Origin of the sequence: Chryseobacterium sp. JUb7 (assembly GCF_024806495.1) — a bacterium.
Lineage (GTDB): Bacteria > Bacteroidota > Bacteroidia > Flavobacteriales > Weeksellaceae > Chryseobacterium.
Window position 1 is genome coordinate 140,176 of sequence record NZ_JANUFF010000009.1, and the last position, 21,020, is coordinate 161,195.

Below are 21,020 nucleotides of genomic sequence, written 5' to 3' on the forward strand. Positions count from 1 at the left end.
AAGGTTGAGTTTAGTTTCCCGGAGGTCTTTGTGGGGCAGAAGAACTCGTAGAAGGAGAAGATATAGCGGTAGAAACTGCCTTTTTACCTCTTTTAATGTTTTCTTCTGTTAATGTATTTGTGCTGACATTTAAAGTCATTAAATCAGGGTTTTGAGAAACGTCCAGTTTTTTTATTTGCGTATCTTTTATATCGAGTACCATTAATTTGTTGAGGGCGCTCACATCAATCGTCTGTAAATCTTTGTTATTATTGAGATATAAATCCGTCAGACTTTTTAGATTTTCACTTTTAAATGTTCGTAAATTGCAGCCTACACATGAAAAGAGGTTAAGATAATCTAAGTTTTTCAAATCAATATCCAGAATAATACTACCATCCAGAACCACAGACTGTACATTTCTGAAAAGATTGATGTCCTCTGCTGAGCGGATTTTTAAATTGTTGTTCCCTATAATGATCGTGCTTACTTTGTCTGCCTCAGATTGGTCAATGTCCCCGTCTCTGTTTAAGTCGTACTTTGCGACGATTTGTTTTTTGAATTCATTATCTGTAAAAGTGACTTTTTTCCCGGTAAGAAATTTGGAGTCGTCTTTTGGAGCCGTCTCTTTCTCTACAGCTTTATCTTTGACGGGAGCTTTTTGTGCACTGGCATAAGAAACGGCAAGCACAAAACAGAGGGTTGTAAATATTTTCTTTTTCATCTTTAAATTATGTTTAATTCATTATTTTTGTAAACTTAAATTTCATGTAAAAATATGAAGATTTTCAGAACTATTGCACTTTCTTTGCTTTTCATTGTAAGCTTGAATTCTTGTAAAAAAGACTCTCAAAATCAATGGAAGGTTGAAGTCAAAAATCCTGCCGAAAAGGTTGAGGTTACAGATATTTCAAAAGAGTTTTATGATCCGAATACCTCATTGGATCAGTTTAAAGCTAAATTTCCCTGGTTTCAGGGAACTGTTTCGGATGAAGATTTTGTAAAAAGAAGAGCGGATGCCGAAGAAATAAAAATTTATAAAGAGGCAGCATCCAAAATTAATATCCAAAAGCTTCAGAATGAGCTTCAGGACTTGTTTTCTCATATCAAATACTATTTTCCGGTGTTTAAAAGCCCCAAAGTGTATTTATTTTCTTCAGCACTGCAAATGGTTCAGGATCCTATTTTTTATGATGCAAAAGGAAATCTTTTGTTTATCGATATAAGTGGATTTATGGGTGACGGAAACCCGAATTATAAAGGATTGGAATTGTATTTTCAAAAATCGATGAACCCTCAGAATATTGTGCCTAGGGTCTCACAGATTTTTGCTGAAAATACGGTGCCGGGATCACCTGACCACCAAAAATTTATTGATCAGGTTATTCTTAATGGTAAAATAATGATTTTACAGGATGCTTTTTTACCTGATACACCGGATTATCTGAAAATAAATTATACCCAGAAACAATATGAATGGGCGGTAAGCAATGAAGCGAATATCTGGAACTATTTTGTTGAAAGTAACCTTATTTTCGGAGATGATCCAAGATTGGTCGGTCGTTTTATTTCGCCAGGACCTTTTTCAAAATTTTATACAGAGATAGACAATGAATCTTCTCCGCAAATCGGAATTTTTACCGGATGGCAGATCTGTAAAGCCTATTTAAAACAAAAGCCTGAGACAAAACTGATTGATTTCCTTAAGATGGACGGAACAAAAATTTTTAACGAATCAGGATATAAACCAAAATTAAAGTAGTAGACTGTAAGCTGAAGGTTAAAAGTTTTTGAGAAAATCCTGAACATATCGCCAAAAGTGAACAGCAAAAAATAAAATTATTAGAAAATATAGAAAGTTATGAGAAAGACTCAGATTACGATAGATGTAGAATTAGATGAAAACCATATTCCGGAAATAATGACCTGGAATGCACAGGATGGAGGGGTTGATAAGGAAGAGACAAAAGCGGTTATGATTTCCGTTTGGGATGAAAAAGCGATGGAAGCTTTAAGAATCGATCTTTGGACAAAAGAAATGCCGGTTGACCAAATGAAAATGTTTATGCACCAGATTTTAGTTTCTCTTGGAAATACCTATCAAAGAGCAACAGGTGAAGAAGATGTAGCATTGTGGATTGAGCAAATGGCTGAAGAGTTCGCAATCAAGTCTGCAATAAAAATGTAAAAAAAGCTTTTGGCTTTTAGCAGCTGGCAATTGGCTTTTTGCTAAAAGTTATGAAGCAGATAATAATAAAGTTTTGGCAAGTTAGTTGTAAAGCTAAACGCCAAAAGCAATAAGCTAAAAGCAAAATATTATGAATTTTAATACAAAAGTTATCCACGGAGGACAACATCATGAATCTGCAACAGGTTCTGTGAATGTTCCTGTATTCTTAACATCTACATTCGCACAAAAAAGCCCGGGAGTACATTCCGGTTACGAATATTCAAGAGCGGCCAACCCTACAAGACAGGCTTTGGAAGACTCTTTGGCAAGCATTGAAAACGGAGCTAGAGGATTGGCTTTCGGTTCCGGTCTTGCGGCCATAGACTGTGTTTTAAAGTTATTAAATCCTGGTGATGAGGTAATTGCAGTTGATGATTTATACGGAGGAACTTACAGAATGTTCACCAGACTTTTTGAAAAATATCAGTTGAAATTTACATTCGTGAATTTTGATGATGCATCAAAAATCGCTGATGTTATTACTGATAAAACAAAACTAATCTGGATTGAAACGCCAACCAATCCTCTGATGAAATTGGTTGATATCAAGGCTGTTGTAGAAATTGCAAAAGGAAAAGATATCTTGGTTGCAGTTGATAATACTTTTGCAACACCTTATCTTCAGAGACCAATCGATTTGGGAGCTGATATCGTGATGCACTCAGCAACAAAATATTTGGGAGGTCACTCTGATGTTATTGCCGGAGCTTTGGTCGCAAAAGATGCTGAATTGGGAGAAAAACTTCACTTTATTCAGTTTGCGAGTGGTGGGATTTTGGGACCTCACGATTCTTATCTGGTACTGAGAGGAATTAAAACATTAGCATTAAGAGTTCAGAGACATTCTGAAAACGGAATGGCTGTGGCAAAATATCTTGAGTCTCATCCTGCTGTTGCTGAGGTAATTTATCCGGGATTGGAATCTCACCCGCAATACGAATTGGCAAAATCTCAGATGAAAGATTTCGGAGGAATGGTTTCTTTCACTTTTAAATCCGGGAAAAAAGAAGATGCTGTTAAATTCTTAGAAAAAGTAAGAGTATTTACATTGGCAGAATCTTTAGGTGGAGTAGAGTCTCTGGCCAATCACCCTGCTTTGATGACTCATGCTTCTATTCCTGCAGAAAAGCGTGCAGAGTTGGGAATTACTGATGACTTAGTTCGTCTGAGTGTCGGAATTGAAGATGCTGAAGATCTTATTGCAGATCTGGAAAGAGCTTTTTCTTAATCTAAGATATAAGTAAATTTTTCTTTGAGGTCTTTGCTAAGTGAAACGCCTTGGCGAACTTAAAAACGTATAGTAGTCAAAAAAATCTTTGCGACCTTTGCGTTAAAAAAAATAATCCTAAAGAATTATTCAAAATAAAACATAATGAGAAAGATTCAGATTTTATTGTTATTAATTTTAGGTCAATTTGTCTATTCTCAGGTTAAAAATACTGATGAATTGTATAAAACTGCGAAAAAATTAGACAGCTTAATATTCGATATCGGATTTAATAAATGTGATCTTTCTCATTATGATTCCATAATCAGTAATGATTTGGAATTTTATCATGATAAAGGCGGAATTACTTCTGGAAAAGAGGCTTTCAAAGCTTCAATCAAAAACAATATTTGCGGAGGACCCAACAAAGTCAGACGCGAACTGGTGCCCAACAGCATGAAAGTCTATCCTTTGTACAATAATAATGTTCTCTACGCTTTTATTCAGGAAGGTGAACATGATTTTGCTGAACTTTATCAGGGAAAATGGAATAAAGGAAGCCGCGCAAAATTTACCATTCTTTGGATTTTAGATGGTAAAGACTGGAAAATGAAGCGGGTTCTAAGCTATGATCACCATTTATAGTTAATTATGAAAAATACAAGACAAGCTACCATTCAGGATGTACCTCAATTGGCTGAATTATTCGACCAGTACAGAGTTTTTTATCATAAAGAATCAGACATTCCTGCAGCCACAAAATTTTTAACAGAAAGAATTGAAAATAAGGATTCAGAAATTTTTGTAGCTGAAAATGGAAGAGAAATGGTTGGTTTTGTTCAACTGTATCCATTGTTTTCATCAACAAGAATGAAACGTTATTGGCTGCTGAATGATCTTTACGTTAGTGAAAACCACCGTGGTAAAGGTTTTTCAAAGGAACTGATTGAAGAAGCGAAAGAATTGGCGAAATCTACAGATGCTTGCGGAGTTCTCCTTGAAACAGGAAAATCCAACGATATCGGAAACAAATTATACCCGGCTTGCGGTTTTGAAATTTATGACGAAGTAAATTTCTACGAATGGACAAATAAATAAAATAATGTAACAATGTATTAATCTATCAGTTTACCAGTGCTTTAAAATGGTTAAATTACTAGATTGTTATATTGGTAAATTAAAGATTATGACTGATTTTCAAAAATACGTTCAAAGATATTTAGATAATATTCCTTCCGAAGATTGGTTGGAAGAATTAAAGATTTCAGGAGAAAAAACTGCAGATCTTTATTCAAAACTTTCAGAAGAGCAGTCCCATCTTGCCTATGATGAAGGAAAATGGACTCTGAAAGAACTGCTTTTACATTTATCTGATACTGAAAGAGTTTTTCAATACCGAATTTTAGCTTTTGCAAGAGGCGATCAGAATGAACTGCCTGGCTTTGATGAAGAATTGTATGCTAAAAATTCTTTTGCCAATGCAAGAAGCTTACAATCTTTGTTAGAAGAGTATAAATTGATCAGAAAGTCTTCACAAATTTTACTGGAAACATTTAATACGGCTGCTTTAAGTAATATCGGAACAGCTAATGGAAATCAAATTTCTGTAGAAACCATCGGTAAATTAATTGTTGGGCATAATATCCATCATTTGAATATTATTGAGGAAAGATATTTGCCGAATTTGTAAAGTTTTTTAATTTTATTGTCATTGCGAGGAGCGAAGCGACGAAGCAATCTTTAGAATTATTATCCTTAAAATTTACACAAATGAAGCCCGGTTTTGTATACATCATGACCAATAAGAATAATACTGTTCTTTATACTGGCGTAACATCAAATTTGCCTAAAAGGATTCAGGAGCATAAAGACAAATTTTATGAATTGAGTTTTACTTCAAAATATAACCTCAATAAATTAGTTTATTGGGAAGCATTTCAGGAAATAGGTGATGCGATTTTTAGAGAAAAACAAATTAAAGCAGGTTCCAGACAGAAAAAATTAAATTTAATAAATTCACTTAATCAAGAATGGAGAGATTTAGAAGAAGACATTAAGGATATTATGCTTCCTTTTTGAGATTGCTTCGTCGCTTCGCTCCTCGCAATGACAGAAAACAATGGAAAATATCATCAAGATACTGAAATCCGGCGGAACAATTTTGTATCCTACAGACACAATCTGGGGGATCGGTTGTGACGCTACGAATATAGAAGCCGTCAATAAAATTTTTGACATCAAGAAACGGGAAAAAAACAAATCTATGATTATTTTGGTGGAGTCTGAAAAAAGACTTCAGGATTTGGTGGATGTTCCGGAAATGGCTTGGGAAATTATTGATTTAAGTGAGAAACCGGTTACGATCGTTTATGAAAATCCTAAAGGGTTGCCAAAAGAATTGTTGGCTGAAGATGGAAGCATTGGTATTCGTTTGGTGAAAAATGATTTCTGCAAAAAATTAATTACAAAACTCAATAAGCCGTTAGTCTCTACTTCTGCAAATTTCAGTGGGGATAAAAGTCCGTTAAAATTTTCTGATATTTCATCTGAAATTATTGAGCTTGTTGATTATGCGGTGGAAGAAGACCGTGAAAAAGTTTCAAAATATTCAGGATCTTCAGTGATAAAAATATGGAGTGATAACAGAATAAAAGTTCTTCGCGAATAAAAGAAAAGATTTTAATTATCTTTGCAAAATCATTTAACCATTAAGAAGTCGGAAATTTAGTTTTTATACCTAAAATCTGATTTCTTAGTGGTTTTAAATTAGATATTGGTTAACAGTTAAAACAGTTGTAAGTCTAATATCTAACATCTAATATTTAACATCTATTAAAAAATGTTCATCAATTTAAATCAAAATAAAAATCTAAAACTTTTCAAACTTATCTCTGAAGTCGCAGACAAAAATAATCAGTCTGTTTATATTGTTGGAGGCTTTGTCCGGGATTTATTAATGAAAAGAAAAGCTTCTACAGATATTGATTTTGTGACTGAACAAAGTGGAATTGAGCTGGCTCAGAATGTAGGAAAAGAAATTGATCCTAAGATGAAAGTTTCAGTGTTCAAGACTTATGGAACAGCAATGATTAAATATAAGGATCTTGAGCTTGAATTTGTAGGAGCAAGAAAGGAAAGCTATACTGAAGACAGCCGAAAACCTGAGGTAGAGGGCGGAACTATCGAAGATGATCAGAAAAGGAGAGATTTTACAATTAATGCAATGGCGATCTCTTTAAATAAAGATAATTTCGGTGAATTAATTGATCCGTTCAATGGAATTGATGATTTGGAAAAAGGTATTTTAAGAACACCTTTGGAGCCTGCTCAGACCTATTCTGATGATCCTTTGAGAATGATGAGAGCGGTTCGTTTCGCATCTACGTTAAATTTTACTGTAGAAGAAAACTCACTGGAAGCCATAAAACAGGAAGCGGAGAGAATCAAAATTGTTTCTATGGAAAGGATTGTGGTGGAATTTAATAAAATCATGCTGTCTGCAAAGCCTTCTATCGGTTTGAGATTAATGGAACAGACAGGTTTAATGAAATTGATTATCCCTGAATTGATCGATCTTAAAGGGGTAGAAGAAGTAGAAGGACAAACGCATAAAGATAATTTCTATCATACACTGGAAGTGGTAGATAATATTTCTGAGAATACAGATAACCTTTGGCTTCGCTGGTCTGCATTGCTTCACGATATTGGAAAAGCGCCTACCAAAAAATTTGTTGAAGGAACAGGTTGGACTTTCCATGGGCATGAGTTTTTAGGCTCGAAAATGGTAAAAATATTGTTTCAGAGATTGAAATTACCTTTGGGCCCGGATATGAAATATGTCCAGAAAATGGTGAAACTTTCATCCCGGCCTATTGCTTTAATTACAGATGATGCCTCTGATGCGGCTTTGAGAAGATTATTGTTTGATGCCGGAGAAAATCTTGAAGATTTATTTACGCTTTGTAAAGCTGATATTACGACTAAAAATTCTAAGAAACAGGAAAAGTTTAAGAAGAATTTTGAATATGTTGCGGTAAAAATAAAAGAGGTCGAAGAAAAGGATCAGGTAAGAAATTTTCAGCCGCCAATTTCCGGAGAAGAAATTATGGAAATGTTTAATTTGAAACCGGGGCGTGAAATTGGTATTTTAAAAGAAAAAGTGAAAGAAGCTATTCTTGAGGGTGAGATTGGAAATGATAGTGAGGAGGCGCGTAATTTTGTCATTGCTGAAGCTGAGAAACTGGGATTAACACTTGCCTAAAATGATTTTTGGATTATTTGACTATATCATTTTGACGATTGTTTTCATTTTTAATATTGGAATTTGGAAATATAAAATAATTAAGAAACGTAATTGGATATTGTATCTGATTGCGTTTTTACTTTTTGGACTGGTTATCCCGTTTTTTGCTGTGTATTTTGAAGTTCAAAAGGTGATAAAAGGCCAGCCATTTGTTGATAATTTTACTCTTTTATATACTTATTTCAGATTTCCGATTTGGTGGATCATTGGGGTTTCAGAATTTATATTTTTAAAAATTTTGATAAAGAAAATAAAATCGGGCGGTTTCGAAGAAACCGCCCGATAAAAAACACAAATGATGAAAAAAAATAAAAAATATTTTAATACCGAAGTATTGTATTTTTAGTTGATATAGAATCCGTTAGCCCCTTTTCCAGCTGTAAATGTGGTAAGAAGAGATCCGGTTAAAGAATAGATGCTGATTTTACTGTCCTGAGTAAATCCGTTAGCATCAGAAGTGAAAATTCTTCCGTTGATCACGTTGAAGCCATATAAGGCAGAATAAGCATCTACACTGTCAGGTACTGTAAACAATGGAGTCGTAGGAGCTGTTGTAGCGTTCATGCTCATTGTATATACATTTTTCCCTGCAGTAAAATAATATTTATCGCCATAGATTTCAAGGTTTGTTGCATTGGCAATTCCTGTTAAAGTCTTTGTATTGACGATATTTCCTGAGCTTGAAATTTGATAGATATAAGAATCTGCTGTTCCCTGTGCAATTACATAAACGCTATTATTGACAGCAATTGTTTTCGTAATATCTCCATTAGGAACAGTAATTGTAGACTGTAATTCGTTGGTAGTCGTGTTAATCTGACTGATCGTATTTCCATAACCGAATGCTGCATTCTGTACAAAAATATTTCCTCCTGCTTGTACAATTCTTTCAGCGTTACCAATAAAAGAGATTTTCTTTACAAAAGAGTTATTGGCAGCATTATAAATACTCACATATTTCTCTCCTCCGAATTTGTCATTAGTTACATATAGATAATTATTAGCAAAAGCAGCATAGCGAGGGTTGTCAATTTGTTCCGTAATCTCACCATATTTTTTAAAAGTGTAACGGTCTACAACCTGAATTTTATTTGAACCGTTCATAACAAGATAAGCAGCTCCTCCATTGAAAGTTAAACTCTGTAAAACACTTCCAAGGTTGGTGTTATTATTAAGAGAATAAATGTTATCCTGCTTAGCACTGAAATCTCCTGCAATGAAAGTTACGTCTGCATTTGGAGTGGGAAAAGCACCTTCATTGGAAATCAAATATCCATTACCATAAAATAATTCTTGTGTAAACTCACTTTCGCTGTTACAAGAGATGTTGAAAAGCAATGCGAATGCTGCTACAAGAGTTAAAAGTCTAGTTAATTTCATATCATTTAAATTTAAAAATTTATTGTTGCAAAAATACTGTAATTTCTTTTAGGCATAGAATAAAATGCCACTGTTTCGTAGATCGTATCGGTTATATTATTCACTTTAACCCCCAGGGTATACTTTTTTGAAATAGTTGCAGAAACTCCTGCATTTAAAATGAAATAAGGATCCAGAGCCTCACTTCTTTTTTCATCACTTGTGGTGTAAGTTAGTCCGTTAAAAACACCCTGAGCATATATCTTTAAGAAATCATAGTGATAATCAATATTTCCGACTGCCTTATGAATCGGAACATACATTCTCTGCATTTTAGTATCCTTATCAATAGATTTTGAATAAGTATACGCAGCATTCAATACCAGTGCATGCTTACCGAAGTTTTTGTGATAATTGAATTGAGACTCGACCCCGTAAGACTCTGCTCTCTTAACATTAAAAGCCGACCAATACCCATATTGAGTGGGAAGCCAGCTGATAAGATCTTTAATATCCATATAATAAGGACTTACTGTCAGTTTAAAATCTCCAAACTTAAATTCGTGGTCCATATCTGCCTGAACTGAAGTTTCCGGACGAAGGTCTAAATTTCCGCCGGGCTGCCAGTAAAGATCATTGAATGAAGGATATCTGAAGTTTCGGGACATGTTGATACCTACACTATACCATTGTGAAATGCTCCATTTTCCGGAGAAGGAATACTGGATGGGAGAACTGATATCTTCGACAAAATCTTTCTTAATTCCTGCTTCAAAACGAAGATTTTCGGTTGGGAAATACCTGAGTAAACCGGCTAGAGAGCCTACATTTCTGCTGACATGTTTAATGCCCGACTCGTAGCCTTCAGCTTTATTTACCTGAAACTCTCCAATGACATTTACATTAATTTTAGAGGTAATAAAATAATTAAAGTCATTTTTGAAAATATAATTTTTTCCTTCTGCACCATTGCTTTTAGGCTTATCAATATCTCCGAAATACTGAAAGTTATCTTCTGTATAGGCTGCTTTTAAACTATTTGAAAAATTAGATTTGTTAATATCCCAGGACAATAAACTTCTTAACGTCTGAGCTTTATATTTTGTTTTAGAGTCATTATTCAGAAAAATAGGGTAGTGCTGTGAAGCATCAAAAATCTGACTTTGCCAGGATAAGGTCTGCTGCTTTGCAATTTTATATGATGCCCCGATATTAAATCCTGTATTGTAATATCTCCCGTTTCGGTTGATATAGCCTTCTTCGGTTACTTTAGATTCCGGAACTTTATATTCATTCTGACTGATTGAATAGTTTCCGGAAACCTTAAAACTGAATTTATCGTTGCTGAAAGAAGCCTTTAAAAAATTGTTATAGGTATCAAATGAAGCTGCTTCTGAAAAAAGACTTCCATGAAATCCTTTATTAAAATCCAGAGTATTGTTCAGATGAATACTTCCTCCAATAGCGCCGCTTCCATAGATTACACTTCCGCCACCTGCTTTTACCTCCATTTGGTCGTATCCGAATAATGATATATTATTAATGTCTGCCTGGCCCAGAAAAGTAGAGTTTATATTTATACCATTCCATACAAATGCAGTCTGCTGTGCTGTTGTTCCTCTGAAAGAAGGCGACGACACGGCTCCACGACCATTTTCTTTAATATAAATAGAAGATTGGTAACGTAAAAGATCAGAAAGATTGGTAGAATTTTTTTCTATATCTTTAGGGGTAAGGGTATTGACTTTATGAAAAAGTTTTACCTTGTTCATCTGGTTGTCAAAAACATAAATCGTATCCACAGTTTTCTCTTGTGCAAAAAGAAAACTTCCATACGATGAAAAAAGAAATAGTAAAGACCTTTTTATATCCATTATTTTTACTTTTCCTCCGAAAGCAATTTAGTTATTAATTATCTGTTTTTTGGCAGGTCTCCTGACTTTCGCTTTTCTACACCTTCCCGTTTACACAGTGGTTTTCTGTAGAAATTCTTGTTGCGATTTACAGTTGCGGGGACAGTTTGGGAGTTTCACCCAATTCCCTATTATTCCCAATATCCTGGAAACCAAAATTTTTGCAAAGATAAGTTTTTTAAATGATAAGAAAGTTTGGGGAAGTCGGTGAGGTTTAAAATAATGATTTATCCAAAAGTTCACAGCTTCCGGCATGTGGCTTTCACATTACAAAAACGTAGCGTCAAAATAAAACGGCAGTAAATCTTTAATAGAATGTACTTTTACCACTTCATCATTCATGCTTGAGAAGTAAAGATCAATATTCTCATTCTGTTTGGTTTCGTACTCTATTAAACTTTGTCGGCATGCTCCACAAGGTGGAATGGGAGGATTTTTTTTATCAAATTCTTTAGGACCTCCAACAATGAAGATCTTCTTTACTTTGACATCCGGAAAATTGGCTGCTACCCAAAATAATGTTGTTCGTTCTGCACATAATCCCGAAGGATAAGCCGCATTCTCCTGATTGTTCCCCGAATAGATTTCTCCATTTTCAAGCAGGACAGAACAGCCTACCAAAAAGTTGGAGTAAGGGGCATAAGCATTTTCGCGGGCAAGCTTTGCTCTTTCGAATAATTTTTTTTCAACATCGCTCAGTTCGTTGCTATTCTTAAAGTGTTCGTAACTGATTTGAGTTTCTTTTTTCATATATTGTGGATTAAAAAAGGGGCGTAAAATTACCTATTTTTAATAAGGTGGGCAATATTATTTTATGCCGTTAAATTTTAACAATAAATATTCAATCAAAAGATGTTATATACTCCAATACAATTTAGAAATATTGAGTTGAAAAATCGTTGGGTAATGTCACCAATGTGTATGTATTCATGTGAAAACGGTCTTGCCAATGACTTCCATTTTGTACATTACGGAAGCAGGTCACAGGGTGGAACTGGTTTAGTTGTTGTAGAAGCTACGGGCGTTGAACCTCGTGGCAGAATTACCAATCACTGTATGGGAATCTGGACGGATGAGCAGGCTGAGAAATTACAGAAAATAGTTGAATTCGTACATCAGAACTCTGATAGTAAAATCGGAATTCAGCTGGCTCATGCCGGAAGAAAAGGTTCAACATGGAATAATATTCAGATTCCGATTGAAGAAGGTTGGGAAACTCTGGCACCAAGTCCTATTCCTTATCACCCTACAGAAAGAATTCCTCACGTTTTAACGGTTGAAGAGATCAAAGAACAGGTACAGAATTTTAAAACTGCCGCAAGACGAGCTGTAAAAGCGGGTTTTGATGTCATCGAAATTCATGGAGCTCATGGATACCTGCTTCATCAGTTTTTATCTCCGCTTTCGAATATCAGAACAGATGAGTATGGCGGAAGTTTTGAAAACAGAATCAGATTTTTATTAGAAGTAGTAGATGTTGTGAATGAAGAGCTGAACGAAGACGTAGCTTTGTTTGTAAGGATTTCAGGAACAGAATATGCAGAAAATGGCTGGGATATTGAAAGTAGTATAGAGTTGGCGAAGATATTAAAGAATCATAAAGTAGATTTGGTAGACGTTTCAAGCGGAGGAAATATTCACGGGGTGAAAATTCCGGTTTTTGATGGATATCAGGTGCCACTTTCTTCACAGGTCAGAAATCAGGCAGAAGTAAAAACAGGAGCTGTAGGTCTTATAAAAAGTACGGAACAGGCTGAGGAAATTCTACAAAAAGGAGAGGCTGATTTGATATTTATAGCAAGAGAGATTTTGAGAAATCCCTATATTGCTGTTCAGGGATCATTTGAAATGAAGGAAGACTGCTTTTTTCCTCACCAGTATTTAAGAGCAAAAATTTCTTCATAAATTGATGAAGATTGAAGACTTTATGCTGCCCTGTCCCATTAAAAAAACTTTTGGAGTAGAATGTTTGGGATGTGGATCTCAAAGAGCTGTTGTAATGGTTTTTCAGGGAAGGTTTACAGAAGCTTTTCACCTGTATCCTGCAGTGTATACTCTTTTGCTTTTCTTTTTTATATTGGGAATAAGTTTTATTGATAAAAAAAGAAAATATGAAAATGTTCTGATTACTCTGGCCATTATTAATGTTGTTATTATGATTGTCTCGTATATTTATAAACATTTCATTCATTAAGTTTAAAATAATTTCACAATACTAAACTAAAGATCACGATGAGGTGGTCTTTTTTTATTGATAAATCTGTTTTGAATTTTTATCTGAAGCTTTTTCCTGCTCTACGCACTTGCTATTTTCGTGGTTTTGGCCCGCCAAAACCACGAAAATGAGCTCAGACAAATGCTGCGACCAGGGCTAGGATGACGATTACCTTTTTCAAGTCCCGGAATAACATCCAAACAAATGTGATTAATGAATAATTCAATTCAAATATTTCCAGACTATTCATTAATACAGTCAATTAAAATAACTCATAAAGTGTAAATAACTTCAATAATTTAGGATAGGTTTAACACAATAAACGGTGATAAAATGGCCAATATTTGGTAAATTGTAATGTAAATTTTCAAAAATTAATTTTATGAAAGCAGTACGTTTTTTCGGACACAAAGATGTCCGTGTTGTGAATGATATGGAAAAACCAACGCCGAAAGGAGAAGAAGTTTTATTGAAGATTGGTGGAGCGGGAGTTTGCCATTCAGACCTGCATATAATTGATGAAGGTACGGTAGGTGGTACCGTTTTTACATTGGGGCATGAAAATGCAGGCTGGATCGAAGAAGTAGGAGAAAGTGTAAAAGGATACAAAAAAGGAGATGCTGTTTTGGTGTACGGACCTTGGGGATGTGGACACTGTAAGCCGTGTCAGCAGTCAAAAGAAAATTATTGCGATCATCAGTCTGAAATGGCGTACGGTGGTGGATTAGGATTAAACGGAGGAATGGCAGACTACATGCTGGTTCCTTCTTCCAGACTTTTGGTTCCTATTTTTGATCTGGACCCTGTCGTTGCAGCACCTTTAACAGACGCGGCATTAACTCCTTATTCAGCCATAAAACGTTCGCTGCACAAATTAATGGCTGATGAATTTGTTGTGGTAATCGGTGTAGGAGGTTTAGGGCATGTTGCGTTACAGATTTTAAGAGAAATCAGCGGTGCTACGATTATTGCCTGTGATGTTACGGAGGACAAGTTGGCATTTGCAAAAGAACTGGGAGCGGCATATACTGTAAACTCCAAAGATGCTGATGCAGCAGAACAGATTCAGAAAATTACAGGAATTAAAAAAGCAAAAGTAGTACTCGACTTTGTGGGAGCAACTTCAACGATCGATTTAGGGACAAAAACGGTAAGTCTTGATGGAGATTTAACGATTGTAGGATTAGGTGGCGGTCACTATCAGTATACCATGAATGGCCTTCCGTTTGGTGTAAGCATGACCAATCCTTATTGGGGTTCCAGAACCGAGCTGATGGAAGTGGTAGGATTAGCCAGACAAAAGAAAATCCATATTGAAATTGAAAGACACCGTTTGGATGATGCCAATGAGGTGTATGAAAGAATGAGACAAGGTAAAATTAAAGGAAGAGCAGTTTTAATTCCTTAAATTTATTAAACCTGCTAAATAATAACAATCCTTCTCTCGTTCGAGAGAAGGATTGTTATTTAAGTTTCAAAAATAATAAACTTCAGATATCTGCCAAGAATTAAACCTCCAGCATCCACCTTCCCACTCATTCACTATTTCACAATAAACTTCAGCGTAGAACCATCCAGTTTCAACAGATAAATTCCCTGTTCCAGGTTTTTAATTGTAATTGAATTTCTACTGTTTTTAAATGGCTGATCGATGGTCTGCATCACTTTACCCTGAAGGTTATAGATTTCCGCTTTCATGATATTCTGAGTGTTTCCCTTTACAAAAATTTCATTATTTGAAATAGGATTGGGATAAACCTGTAACTCTTTTTGATCTGAACCTAATTCCGAAGAAAACGTCTGACTTTGCTTTGAAGTTCCGGAATAGCAAGTCCAGCTTAAGTTATCAAGAGCCACTCTGTTACTTGATGAGGTATTTTCTAAAGTCACCACAACATTTCCTGAAAGATTAATATTGCTGATGGTAGTTGTCGTAGCATTTGTATTGTAAGGAATTGTTCCTACTGTCGTTCCGTTTACTTTTACATTAAATGTTCCGTTGCTTCCTGAAAATTTCAATTGAGTGGTAACAGTTAATGAACCAATTCCGTTGGCAGAGCTGCTTGAAGTGAGTGAACCGCTTCTTATGGTAATCGCTTTTGTGGAAATGGTTTGGTCAGTCCTTGCATCTGTAGCGGTCCAGTTAATTCCTCCGTTGGACCATGTTCTTGTTGAATACGAAGCGGTATTAGCTGTCGGAATTGTTTCAAATGTTTCATTGACACAGTTTGTTCCTGGATTTGGAGTTGTTCCTCCTCCTGAGCTTCCTCCCCAGATTTGGTTTACATAATTCGGATTGTCAATAAATGGGTTTCTGTTTCCCTGATAGGTATAGGATGCATTATTTCTGTTGATTTCAGCTTGAGAAACGGGATCCTGAGCATGCCAGGCCAGAAGAACATTCAGTTCCCAGGTCTGTAATCCCGGAAAAGTGGAGCTTCCCAGCATATTTCCTGTAGAAAAGGAAGATAGTTTACTTTGATAGCGGGTCACAAAATAAAAAATCATCCTTGCTACATCTCCTTTAAATTCATCAATAGGTTCGAAAACAGTTCCCGCATATCCTGAAGAAACAGAATTTCCAAGTTTAGAGCCGTTTTTAGAAGTAAAAGTGGCTGTTCCTACTTTTCCGAATGGATAATTGGATCTCATACCGTTTACTTTTCCATCCGTAGCTCTTATAAAATGAATATCTGAAACCATTGGTGAAGATTCATTGAAGAGACTTTGTGGAACAATATGTTCACGGTTGTAGCAATTGCCTTCTACGGAGTAGGTTCCACATTGATTGGTTTCGGGTGTATATTTGTAAGGATCAGTTCCAACTGGTTTTTCAGAATAAATATCCAGAATAGAGCCGTCATTTTCATAATTTTTATCGATATCTGTTGTTTTATAGCCGGTCCAGAGTCCGCCATAGCCTTTATCCTGATGACCGCTTGTGATAATCGAACTTAAAGCCGTTTTAAGAGATGCTCCTGTCAATCCATTGGCAGAATTGTAATATCCGGCTGGTGCCTGTGCTTTGGCCAGACCTGCAAAAGCAAGAATGAATAATGTTTTTTTCATGTCAATATAAATTTTGGTAAGGATAGTACAAATTAATGAATAAAAAATTACGGAATTGTTAAATTTCATTATGCGATGAATTATACTATTCATTAATAATGCTATTTTAAAGATGTTTCTACAGATTTTTCATGATGCTTCTAGATATTAATTTCTTAAATATTTCTGGTATTTCTGATTTGCAAAGTTTGTTAATGCGTTGAGTGGTTTTTCAATTATTAAAATCCAATTGATAATAAAATATCGTTACGTTAATGAATTATAAAGTGAATATTAATTTTTATCTAATTGATATAAATCATGAAAATATAAATTAAATGTAATGATAAAAATAATTATTTTCGCAATTATTATTTTTATTTAGAATGATTAAAAATTTATCTTTTGCGGTTTGCCTTCCTTTAATAGGCTTTTTTTGTACAGCTTCTGGATTAAAAGCACAATGTAATATCGTTGACAGCTTTTCAGAAAATTTTGATACTTACAACGCTCCGGAAAGTATAGTTCCGGGTTGTTGGGACAGACTTGCATTGAATGGGGCAAGTCAGATTATTTCAAGCACACAGCCGGCTTCGGGAAGCAGTCAGATTTATCAGTTCGGCTACGGGAGCGGAAAGGTTTCGATTGTTATTATGCCAAAAATTTCTAACATCAGCGCAGGAACACATCAGTTCAGATTCAAAGCAAAAGCCAATTCCGGAGGTGGTTTTCTGGAGTTCGGTTATATTACAGATCCTACCGATGCATCAACTTTTGTAGTATTGCAACCGATTACAATTTTGAACAGCTCTTATGATGCTTCTTCTGAAAGAACTTTTGCAGTACCGACAACGGTTCCTGACGGAGCAAGGTTAGCGATTCGTAATCCCGGAACTTCATTCGCAGGGCATTATTGGGATGATACAGTTTGGGAGCCGATTCCGAATTTAGGAACGAAGGATATTACAGCGCCGGAAATCAGAGTATATCCTAATCCTTTCCAGGACGTATTGAATATTTCCGATATCAAAAACATTAAAACAATTACGGTTCATGATGCGGTCGGAAGAGTAATCAGAACTATCGGAAAGCCGGAAAACCAATTGCCATTGAGCGATCTGAAAGAAGGACTCTATTTTTTAACACTATATTATAAAGACGGATCAACAAAGTCTTTACAAGCAAGCAAAAACTAATTTTTTTTAAATTTACCCGAAAAGGCTGTTGTCAATGATAACAGTCTTTTCTATGGTAAAGCAAAAAGTCAACACAAAAACTTGCATTGACTTTTTTATATATTTGATTGATTTAATCTTATTTTCTTTGCGGAGGATAGTTTTTCATAATCTCAGCCATGATTTCGGGAATCTGTCTTTGCTTAGCCTTTGGCGAATCTACAGAAATTCCGCTTCCGATACCCTGCCACACCAATTTCTGACTTTTGGCATCTACCAGATCCACAATAATAGCACCTTCATTATAATTGCTGGACCATGTTCTGCTCATTCCTACTCCCCAACCGAAAGGACCGCCCCATCCGTACATTCCGTAAGGTGAACTGCTGTTGATATCGGTTACTTTTTTATGATTGGCTTTTACGTTGACAATTAAATCAGGATTTTCTCCGGATTGTAAACCTTTGCTTTGAAGTTGTCTCGACAACTCATTCAAAACCCTGTCTTTATCAATATCATTCAGTTTCAGGTCGTCAATTCTTATTTTATAGGTTTTATAAGAAGGAAAATTAGCCGTTTCAGCATAATCTGAACGTACCTGAAAAGGACTACACGATGTTAAACCCAAAGTAGCCGCAGCTAACAAAATAAAAATATATTTTTTCATTTTATTTATTTTTTTTATCGTTTTTAATGAATGTATCGGTCTTTTTATCGTATCCGTAAGGACAATGTCTACAGCCACTCTTACAGCAATGTCCTCTTTTCAGATGGAATTTTTCTGTAAAAACCTTGTATCCCTGCTCATTGTAGTAAAAGTCTTCACCTTCTTTGATGTCAAAAAGTGCCATAGGTTAAATCTCTAAGTCAAAAAACTTTATATTTGTTATTATGATAATTGTATGCCAAAAGCCATTAAAAAAGTTAAAAATTAATGGCATTGCTCTTTTTCCCTTTATCTTCATTAGGAAACCCGAAGATAAGGAAAATAAAATACTTGTCAACCACGAAAAAATACACTTGAGACAGCAGGTTGAAATGCTCGTTATTTTCTTTTATATTTTCTACATCATCGAATATTATTACTGGGTTTTCAAATTAAAGGATTCACATTCAGCCTACAGAAGAATTTCCTTCGAAAGGGAAGCTTATGCTAATGAATCCGATCTAAATTATCTCAAAAAAAGAACATTCTGGAATTTTAAAAAGTATTTGTAATTAGAAATTAGAAATTAGAAATTAGAAATTAGAAATTAGAAATTAGAAATTAGAAATTAGAAATTAGAAATTAGCTTGCAGCTAAAAGACTCAAAATTCCCTTTCGTCGGAGGGTGGCGAAAACTCAAAGAATTTTTGACAGGGTGGTCAAAAAAAGAAAAACAACACAGGTCCTATCACAAATGTCTCCAAATATCTGTGTAAATCAGTGCAATCTGTGGGGGAATAAATTATTCATACGAATCCATCTATTGCGTGCTTTTATTCTAATAAATTCATGGTTTTAATCTGATATTTTTATAATGACAAACGTCAATTAACTAAAATACTATTCGAATATAAAAAACATTAATTTTGTGAAATATGATTTAAGCCTGAGCATGCTGTTACAACTCCCTACAGGAAAAATTCCTATTCAGGAAATACCCACTAATAAAAAAATAAAGCTTTTCATCAAAAGAGAAGACCTCATTCACCCTCAGATTTCAGGAAATAAATATTGGAAGCTGTTTTTTAATGTTAATAATTATGTAGAAAAGAAAGTTGAAAAACCTTATATCATTACTTTTGGAGGTGCTTTTTCAAATCATATTTCTGCCATTGCTGCCGTTGGACATTTAGCAGGAATTCCGACAATGGGAATTATAAGAGGTGAAGAACTGAAAGATAAATGGCGTGATAATCCAACGTTACTTTTTGCAAAAAGAAGCGGGATGAATTTGCAGTTTGTAACGCGTGAAGAGTACCGTTATAAAGAAAAATTAACCGAATTTTTACAGCAGGAATTTCCTGAAGCTTTAATCATTCCGGAAGGCGGAACCAATGAAGACGCTGTGGCAGGCGTGAAAATGATGCTGAATGACGAAACAAAAGATTTTGATTATCTTTGCACCGCAGTCGGAACCGGAGGAACCATTGCCGGGATTTCAAAATTTTGTGAAGAGGATCAGAGAGTTATAGGATTTAAGGTCGTTGACGATGATTCACTTGAAGATAAAATCTTTGAATTAACTTTAAATAAAAACTTTAATCTAATAGATTCTGGTTTTGGAGGTTATGGTAAAATAAAAGATGAAAATATCCGTTTTATCAATGATTTTAAAGAGAAATATGAGATCCCTTTAGAACCGATTTATACAGGAAAAATGATGCAGAGGGTTTTTGAACTGATCGATGAAGATTATTTTCCTGAACACAGCAAAATTTTGTGCTTTCACACCGGTGGATTACAAGGGATTGAAGGAGCCAATTTGCTTTTGGAAAAACAGAATAGAAATTTAATTATATAAGTAAACATTGAAAAACATGAAAAGACTTTTCTTACTCGTAAGCCTTTTAGTTTTATCAAAATTCTCGGCTCAATCTTGGGCAACTGAAGACCAATACATCCAAAAATTTGCGAAGTATGCGGTAGAGGAGATGGAAAAATATAAGATTCCGGCCTCTATTACCCTGGCTCAGGGACTTTTGGAAACCGGAGGCGGACAAAGCCGATTGGCTCAGGAAGGCAAAAATCATTTCGGAATTAAGTGCAAAGAAGACTGGACCGGTAAAACCATGAAACATACTGATGATGCTCCCAACGAGTGCTTTCGTGTGTATGAAGATCCCAAACAGTCTTATGAAGATCATTCCGTTTTTCTGGCAACCAGAAAATATTATACCAATCTCTTCAGACTGGATATGAAAGATTATAAAGGATGGGCTCATGGTCTTAAAAAGGCAGGTTATGCAACCAATCCGCGATATGCTTCCATATTAATCAGTAAAATAGAGAAGTATAAACTATACGAATTTGACGACACCAATTCTAAAGAAGTCTTATATGCCGTATTGAAAATGTATCCTGATCTGAAAGATGACAGAACATTTATGGCACAGCTGGAACCTCAAAAATATGTAAAGAAGGCTAAAGAGCCTGTTACCGTAGAAGTCCCTTACAAGCAGACTTCTTTTGCACAGCAACAAAAAAGAGTGGAAAGAATCAAAACAAAAGCTGAAATTCTTAATTCCATCCTCATTAAAAGTCACCCGAATGACGGCTTGAAATATATCGTTATCCCTGAAGATACGAATGTACAATTCATTGCCAAGAAATTTAAAGTAAGCGAAAGTAAACTGACAAAATGGAATGAACTGGAAGGCGATGCTTTAAAGAAAAATGATATTGTATTTCTTGAGTCAAAAAATTCCGAAGGCAATACAGCTACATACAAAGCCGAATATGGAGAAGATATGCACGATATTGCTCAGAAATTCGGAATCAAATTACATAAATTATATGCAAAAAACAGGATGGATGAAGGGCAAAAACCCTCCGCAGGACAGTTGATTTATTTAATAGATAAAAAACCCAGAAACTAATTTTTGTTG

23 protein-coding genes and 1 riboswitch are annotated in these 21,020 nt (G+C 35.1%); of the genes, 16 read left to right on the top strand and 7 right to left on the bottom strand.

All coding sequences use genetic code 11. The features are described from left to right. Window positions 1-10 precede the first annotated feature (10 nt). Window positions 11-703, bottom strand: coding sequence for a hypothetical protein (locus tag M2373_RS16225; RefSeq protein WP_259112098.1), 693 nt, complete (start codon window positions 701-703; stop codon window positions 11-13). Between the two features lie 54 nt (window positions 704-757). Here M2373_RS16225 and M2373_RS16230 point away from each other — a divergent pair, with 54 nt between their 5' ends. The 9 genes from M2373_RS16230 to M2373_RS16270 all read left to right on the top strand — a co-directional run bounded on the left by M2373_RS16230 (window position 758) and on the right by M2373_RS16270 (window position 7,677). After that, window positions 758-1,741: a gliding motility protein GldB gene (locus M2373_RS16230; protein WP_259112099.1), complete on the top strand. Its 984-nt coding sequence runs from the start codon at window positions 758-760 to the stop codon at window positions 1,739-1,741. A gap of 99 nt (window positions 1,742-1,840) precedes the next feature. Then, window positions 1,841-2,167 (top strand): gliding motility protein GldC, encoded by a 327-nt coding sequence (gene gldC, locus M2373_RS16235; RefSeq protein ID WP_259112100.1) that lies wholly within the window; start codon window positions 1,841-1,843, stop codon window positions 2,165-2,167. A 130-nt stretch (window positions 2,168-2,297) separates the two neighbouring features. Next, the gene (locus tag M2373_RS16240) at window positions 2,298-3,437 is read left to right on the top strand and encodes a cystathionine gamma-synthase (RefSeq protein WP_259112101.1); all 1,140 of its coding nucleotides are present in this window, start codon (window positions 2,298-2,300) and stop codon (window positions 3,435-3,437) included. 144 nt (window positions 3,438-3,581) lie between these two features. Beyond that, window positions 3,582-4,061: a nuclear transport factor 2 family protein gene (locus tag M2373_RS16245; RefSeq protein WP_259112102.1), complete on the top strand. Its 480-nt coding sequence runs from the start codon at window positions 3,582-3,584 to the stop codon at window positions 4,059-4,061. A gap of 6 nt (window positions 4,062-4,067) precedes the next feature. Further along, window positions 4,068-4,514 (top strand): GNAT family N-acetyltransferase, encoded by a 447-nt coding sequence (locus tag M2373_RS16250; RefSeq protein WP_259112103.1) that lies wholly within the window; start codon window positions 4,068-4,070, stop codon window positions 4,512-4,514. Window positions 4,515-4,602: 88 nt separating this feature from the next. Next, window positions 4,603-5,106 (top strand): DinB family protein, encoded by a 504-nt coding sequence (locus tag M2373_RS16255; RefSeq protein ID WP_259112104.1) that lies wholly within the window; start codon window positions 4,603-4,605, stop codon window positions 5,104-5,106. 80 nt (window positions 5,107-5,186) lie between these two features. Further along, the gene (locus tag M2373_RS16260; protein ID WP_259112105.1) at window positions 5,187-5,495 is read left to right on the top strand and encodes a GIY-YIG nuclease family protein; all 309 of its coding nucleotides are present in this window, start codon (window positions 5,187-5,189) and stop codon (window positions 5,493-5,495) included. 40 nt (window positions 5,496-5,535) lie between these two features. Continuing rightward, on the top strand, window positions 5,536-6,084 hold the full coding sequence (locus M2373_RS16265; RefSeq protein WP_259112106.1) for an L-threonylcarbamoyladenylate synthase: 549 nt from the start codon (window positions 5,536-5,538) through the stop codon (window positions 6,082-6,084). A gap of 171 nt (window positions 6,085-6,255) precedes the next feature. Further along, entirely contained in the window at window positions 6,256-7,677 is a 1,422-nt protein-coding gene (locus M2373_RS16270) for a CCA tRNA nucleotidyltransferase (protein WP_259112107.1), read from the top strand. Between the two features lie 384 nt (window positions 7,678-8,061). On the opposite strand, the gene M2373_RS16275 is transcribed toward M2373_RS16270, so the two are convergent. The 3 genes from M2373_RS16275 to M2373_RS16285 form a co-directional block, all read right to left on the bottom strand. After that, window positions 8,062-9,099: a YncE family protein gene (locus M2373_RS16275; RefSeq protein WP_259112108.1), complete on the bottom strand. Its 1,038-nt coding sequence runs from the start codon at window positions 9,097-9,099 to the stop codon at window positions 8,062-8,064. A gap of 11 nt (window positions 9,100-9,110) precedes the next feature. Beyond that, window positions 9,111-10,952: a TonB-dependent siderophore receptor gene (locus M2373_RS16280; protein WP_259112109.1), complete on the bottom strand. Its 1,842-nt coding sequence runs from the start codon at window positions 10,950-10,952 to the stop codon at window positions 9,111-9,113. A gap of 33 nt (window positions 10,953-10,985) precedes the next feature. Then, a riboswitch (cobalamin riboswitch) is annotated at window positions 10,986-11,163 on the bottom strand. A gap of 95 nt (window positions 11,164-11,258) precedes the next feature. Next, window positions 11,259-11,741, bottom strand: a complete 483-nt coding sequence (locus M2373_RS16285; RefSeq protein WP_259112110.1) for a cytidine deaminase — start codon at window positions 11,739-11,741, stop codon at window positions 11,259-11,261. 102 nt (window positions 11,742-11,843) lie between these two features. Here M2373_RS16285 and M2373_RS16290 point away from each other — a divergent pair, with 102 nt between their 5' ends. The 3 genes from M2373_RS16290 (at window position 11,844) to M2373_RS16300 (ending at window position 14,614) form a co-directional block, all read left to right on the top strand. After that, window positions 11,844-12,896, top strand: a complete 1,053-nt coding sequence (locus M2373_RS16290; protein ID WP_259112111.1) for an NADH:flavin oxidoreductase/NADH oxidase — start codon at window positions 11,844-11,846, stop codon at window positions 12,894-12,896. A gap of 4 nt (window positions 12,897-12,900) precedes the next feature. Continuing rightward, a complete protein-coding gene (locus M2373_RS16295; RefSeq protein ID WP_259112112.1) occupies window positions 12,901-13,185 on the top strand; it encodes a DUF2752 domain-containing protein in 285 nt (94 codons plus the stop codon). Window positions 13,186-13,588: 403 nt separating this feature from the next. Next, complete coding sequence (locus M2373_RS16300) at window positions 13,589-14,614, top strand: NAD(P)-dependent alcohol dehydrogenase (RefSeq protein ID WP_259112113.1); 1,026 nt, start codon at window positions 13,589-13,591, stop codon at window positions 14,612-14,614. Window positions 14,615-14,748: 134 nt separating this feature from the next. On the opposite strand, the gene M2373_RS16305 is transcribed toward M2373_RS16300, so the two are convergent. Next, window positions 14,749-16,275: an endonuclease gene (locus M2373_RS16305; RefSeq protein WP_259112114.1), complete on the bottom strand. Its 1,527-nt coding sequence runs from the start codon at window positions 16,273-16,275 to the stop codon at window positions 14,749-14,751. 365 nt (window positions 16,276-16,640) lie between these two features. On the opposite strand from M2373_RS16305, the gene M2373_RS16310 reads away from it, so the two are divergent. Beyond that, window positions 16,641-17,450 carry a T9SS type A sorting domain-containing protein gene (locus M2373_RS16310; protein WP_259112115.1) on the top strand — a complete coding sequence of 270 codons (810 nt, stop codon included), beginning with the start codon at window positions 16,641-16,643 and terminating at the stop codon, window positions 17,448-17,450. Window positions 17,451-17,568: 118 nt separating this feature from the next. On the opposite strand, the gene M2373_RS16315 is transcribed toward M2373_RS16310, so the two are convergent. Both M2373_RS16315 and M2373_RS16320 read right to left on the bottom strand, forming a co-directional pair. Further along, window positions 17,569-18,096: a DUF4136 domain-containing protein gene (locus tag M2373_RS16315; RefSeq protein WP_259112116.1), complete on the bottom strand. Its 528-nt coding sequence runs from the start codon at window positions 18,094-18,096 to the stop codon at window positions 17,569-17,571. Window position 18,097: 1 nt separating this feature from the next. Then, window positions 18,098-18,280: a DUF5522 domain-containing protein gene (locus M2373_RS16320; RefSeq protein ID WP_029294953.1), complete on the bottom strand. Its 183-nt coding sequence runs from the start codon at window positions 18,278-18,280 to the stop codon at window positions 18,098-18,100. A 40-nt stretch (window positions 18,281-18,320) separates the two neighbouring features. On the opposite strand from M2373_RS16320, the gene M2373_RS16325 reads away from it, so the two are divergent. The 3 genes from M2373_RS16325 to M2373_RS16335 all read left to right on the top strand — a co-directional run bounded on the left by M2373_RS16325 (window position 18,321) and on the right by M2373_RS16335 (window position 21,011). Next, window positions 18,321-18,647 (top strand): hypothetical protein, encoded by a 327-nt coding sequence (locus tag M2373_RS16325; RefSeq protein WP_259112117.1) that lies wholly within the window; start codon window positions 18,321-18,323, stop codon window positions 18,645-18,647. 380 nt (window positions 18,648-19,027) lie between these two features. Then, window positions 19,028-19,936, top strand: coding sequence for a 1-aminocyclopropane-1-carboxylate deaminase/D-cysteine desulfhydrase (locus M2373_RS16330; RefSeq protein WP_259112149.1), 909 nt, complete (start codon window positions 19,028-19,030; stop codon window positions 19,934-19,936). Between the two features lie 16 nt (window positions 19,937-19,952). Further along, entirely contained in the window at window positions 19,953-21,011 is a 1,059-nt protein-coding gene (locus M2373_RS16335) for a glucosaminidase domain-containing protein (protein ID WP_259112118.1), read from the top strand. Window positions 21,012-21,020 lie beyond the last annotated feature (9 nt).

Excerpts from the sequence above, each read along its gene's own strand:
- M2373_RS16265 (WP_259112106.1), top strand. The coding sequence starts at position 5,536 with ATGGAAAATATCATCAAGATACTGAAATCCGGCGGAACAATTTTGTAT.
- M2373_RS16320 (WP_029294953.1), bottom strand. The coding sequence starts at position 18,280 with ATGGCACTTTTTGACATCAAAGAAGGTGAAGACTTTTACTACAATGAG.
- M2373_RS16225 (WP_259112098.1), bottom strand. The coding sequence starts at position 703 with ATGAAAAAGAAAATATTTACAACCCTCTGTTTTGTGCTTGCCGTTTCT.
- M2373_RS16315 (WP_259112116.1), bottom strand. The coding sequence starts at position 18,096 with ATGAAAAAATATATTTTTATTTTGTTAGCTGCGGCTACTTTGGGTTTA.
- M2373_RS16260 (WP_259112105.1), top strand. The coding sequence starts at position 5,187 with ATGAAGCCCGGTTTTGTATACATCATGACCAATAAGAATAATACTGTT.
- gldC (WP_259112100.1), top strand. The coding sequence starts at position 1,841 with ATGAGAAAGACTCAGATTACGATAGATGTAGAATTAGATGAAAACCAT.
- M2373_RS16300 (WP_259112113.1), top strand. The coding sequence starts at position 13,589 with ATGAAAGCAGTACGTTTTTTCGGACACAAAGATGTCCGTGTTGTGAAT.
- M2373_RS16240 (WP_259112101.1), top strand. The coding sequence starts at position 2,298 with ATGAATTTTAATACAAAAGTTATCCACGGAGGACAACATCATGAATCT.
- M2373_RS16335 (WP_259112118.1), top strand. The coding sequence starts at position 19,953 with ATGAAAAGACTTTTCTTACTCGTAAGCCTTTTAGTTTTATCAAAATTC.
- M2373_RS16280 (WP_259112109.1), bottom strand. The coding sequence starts at position 10,952 with ATGGATATAAAAAGGTCTTTACTATTTCTTTTTTCATCGTATGGAAGT.
- M2373_RS16305 (WP_259112114.1), bottom strand. The coding sequence starts at position 16,275 with ATGAAAAAAACATTATTCATTCTTGCTTTTGCAGGTCTGGCCAAAGCA.
- M2373_RS16230 (WP_259112099.1), top strand. The coding sequence starts at position 758 with ATGAAGATTTTCAGAACTATTGCACTTTCTTTGCTTTTCATTGTAAGC.
- M2373_RS16285 (WP_259112110.1), bottom strand. The coding sequence starts at position 11,741 with ATGAAAAAAGAAACTCAAATCAGTTACGAACACTTTAAGAATAGCAAC.
- M2373_RS16275 (WP_259112108.1), bottom strand. The coding sequence starts at position 9,099 with ATGAAATTAACTAGACTTTTAACTCTTGTAGCAGCATTCGCATTGCTT.
- M2373_RS16245 (WP_259112102.1), top strand. The coding sequence starts at position 3,582 with ATGAGAAAGATTCAGATTTTATTGTTATTAATTTTAGGTCAATTTGTC.
- M2373_RS16295 (WP_259112112.1), top strand. The coding sequence starts at position 12,901 with ATGAAGATTGAAGACTTTATGCTGCCCTGTCCCATTAAAAAAACTTTT.
- M2373_RS16310 (WP_259112115.1), top strand. The coding sequence starts at position 16,641 with ATGATTAAAAATTTATCTTTTGCGGTTTGCCTTCCTTTAATAGGCTTT.
- M2373_RS16270 (WP_259112107.1), top strand. The coding sequence starts at position 6,256 with ATGTTCATCAATTTAAATCAAAATAAAAATCTAAAACTTTTCAAACTT.
- M2373_RS16255 (WP_259112104.1), top strand. The coding sequence starts at position 4,603 with ATGACTGATTTTCAAAAATACGTTCAAAGATATTTAGATAATATTCCT.
- M2373_RS16290 (WP_259112111.1), top strand. The coding sequence starts at position 11,844 with ATGTTATATACTCCAATACAATTTAGAAATATTGAGTTGAAAAATCGT.
- M2373_RS16330 (WP_259112149.1), top strand. The coding sequence starts at position 19,028 with ATGCTGTTACAACTCCCTACAGGAAAAATTCCTATTCAGGAAATACCC.
- M2373_RS16250 (WP_259112103.1), top strand. The coding sequence starts at position 4,068 with ATGAAAAATACAAGACAAGCTACCATTCAGGATGTACCTCAATTGGCT.
- M2373_RS16325 (WP_259112117.1), top strand. The coding sequence starts at position 18,321 with ATGATAATTGTATGCCAAAAGCCATTAAAAAAGTTAAAAATTAATGGC.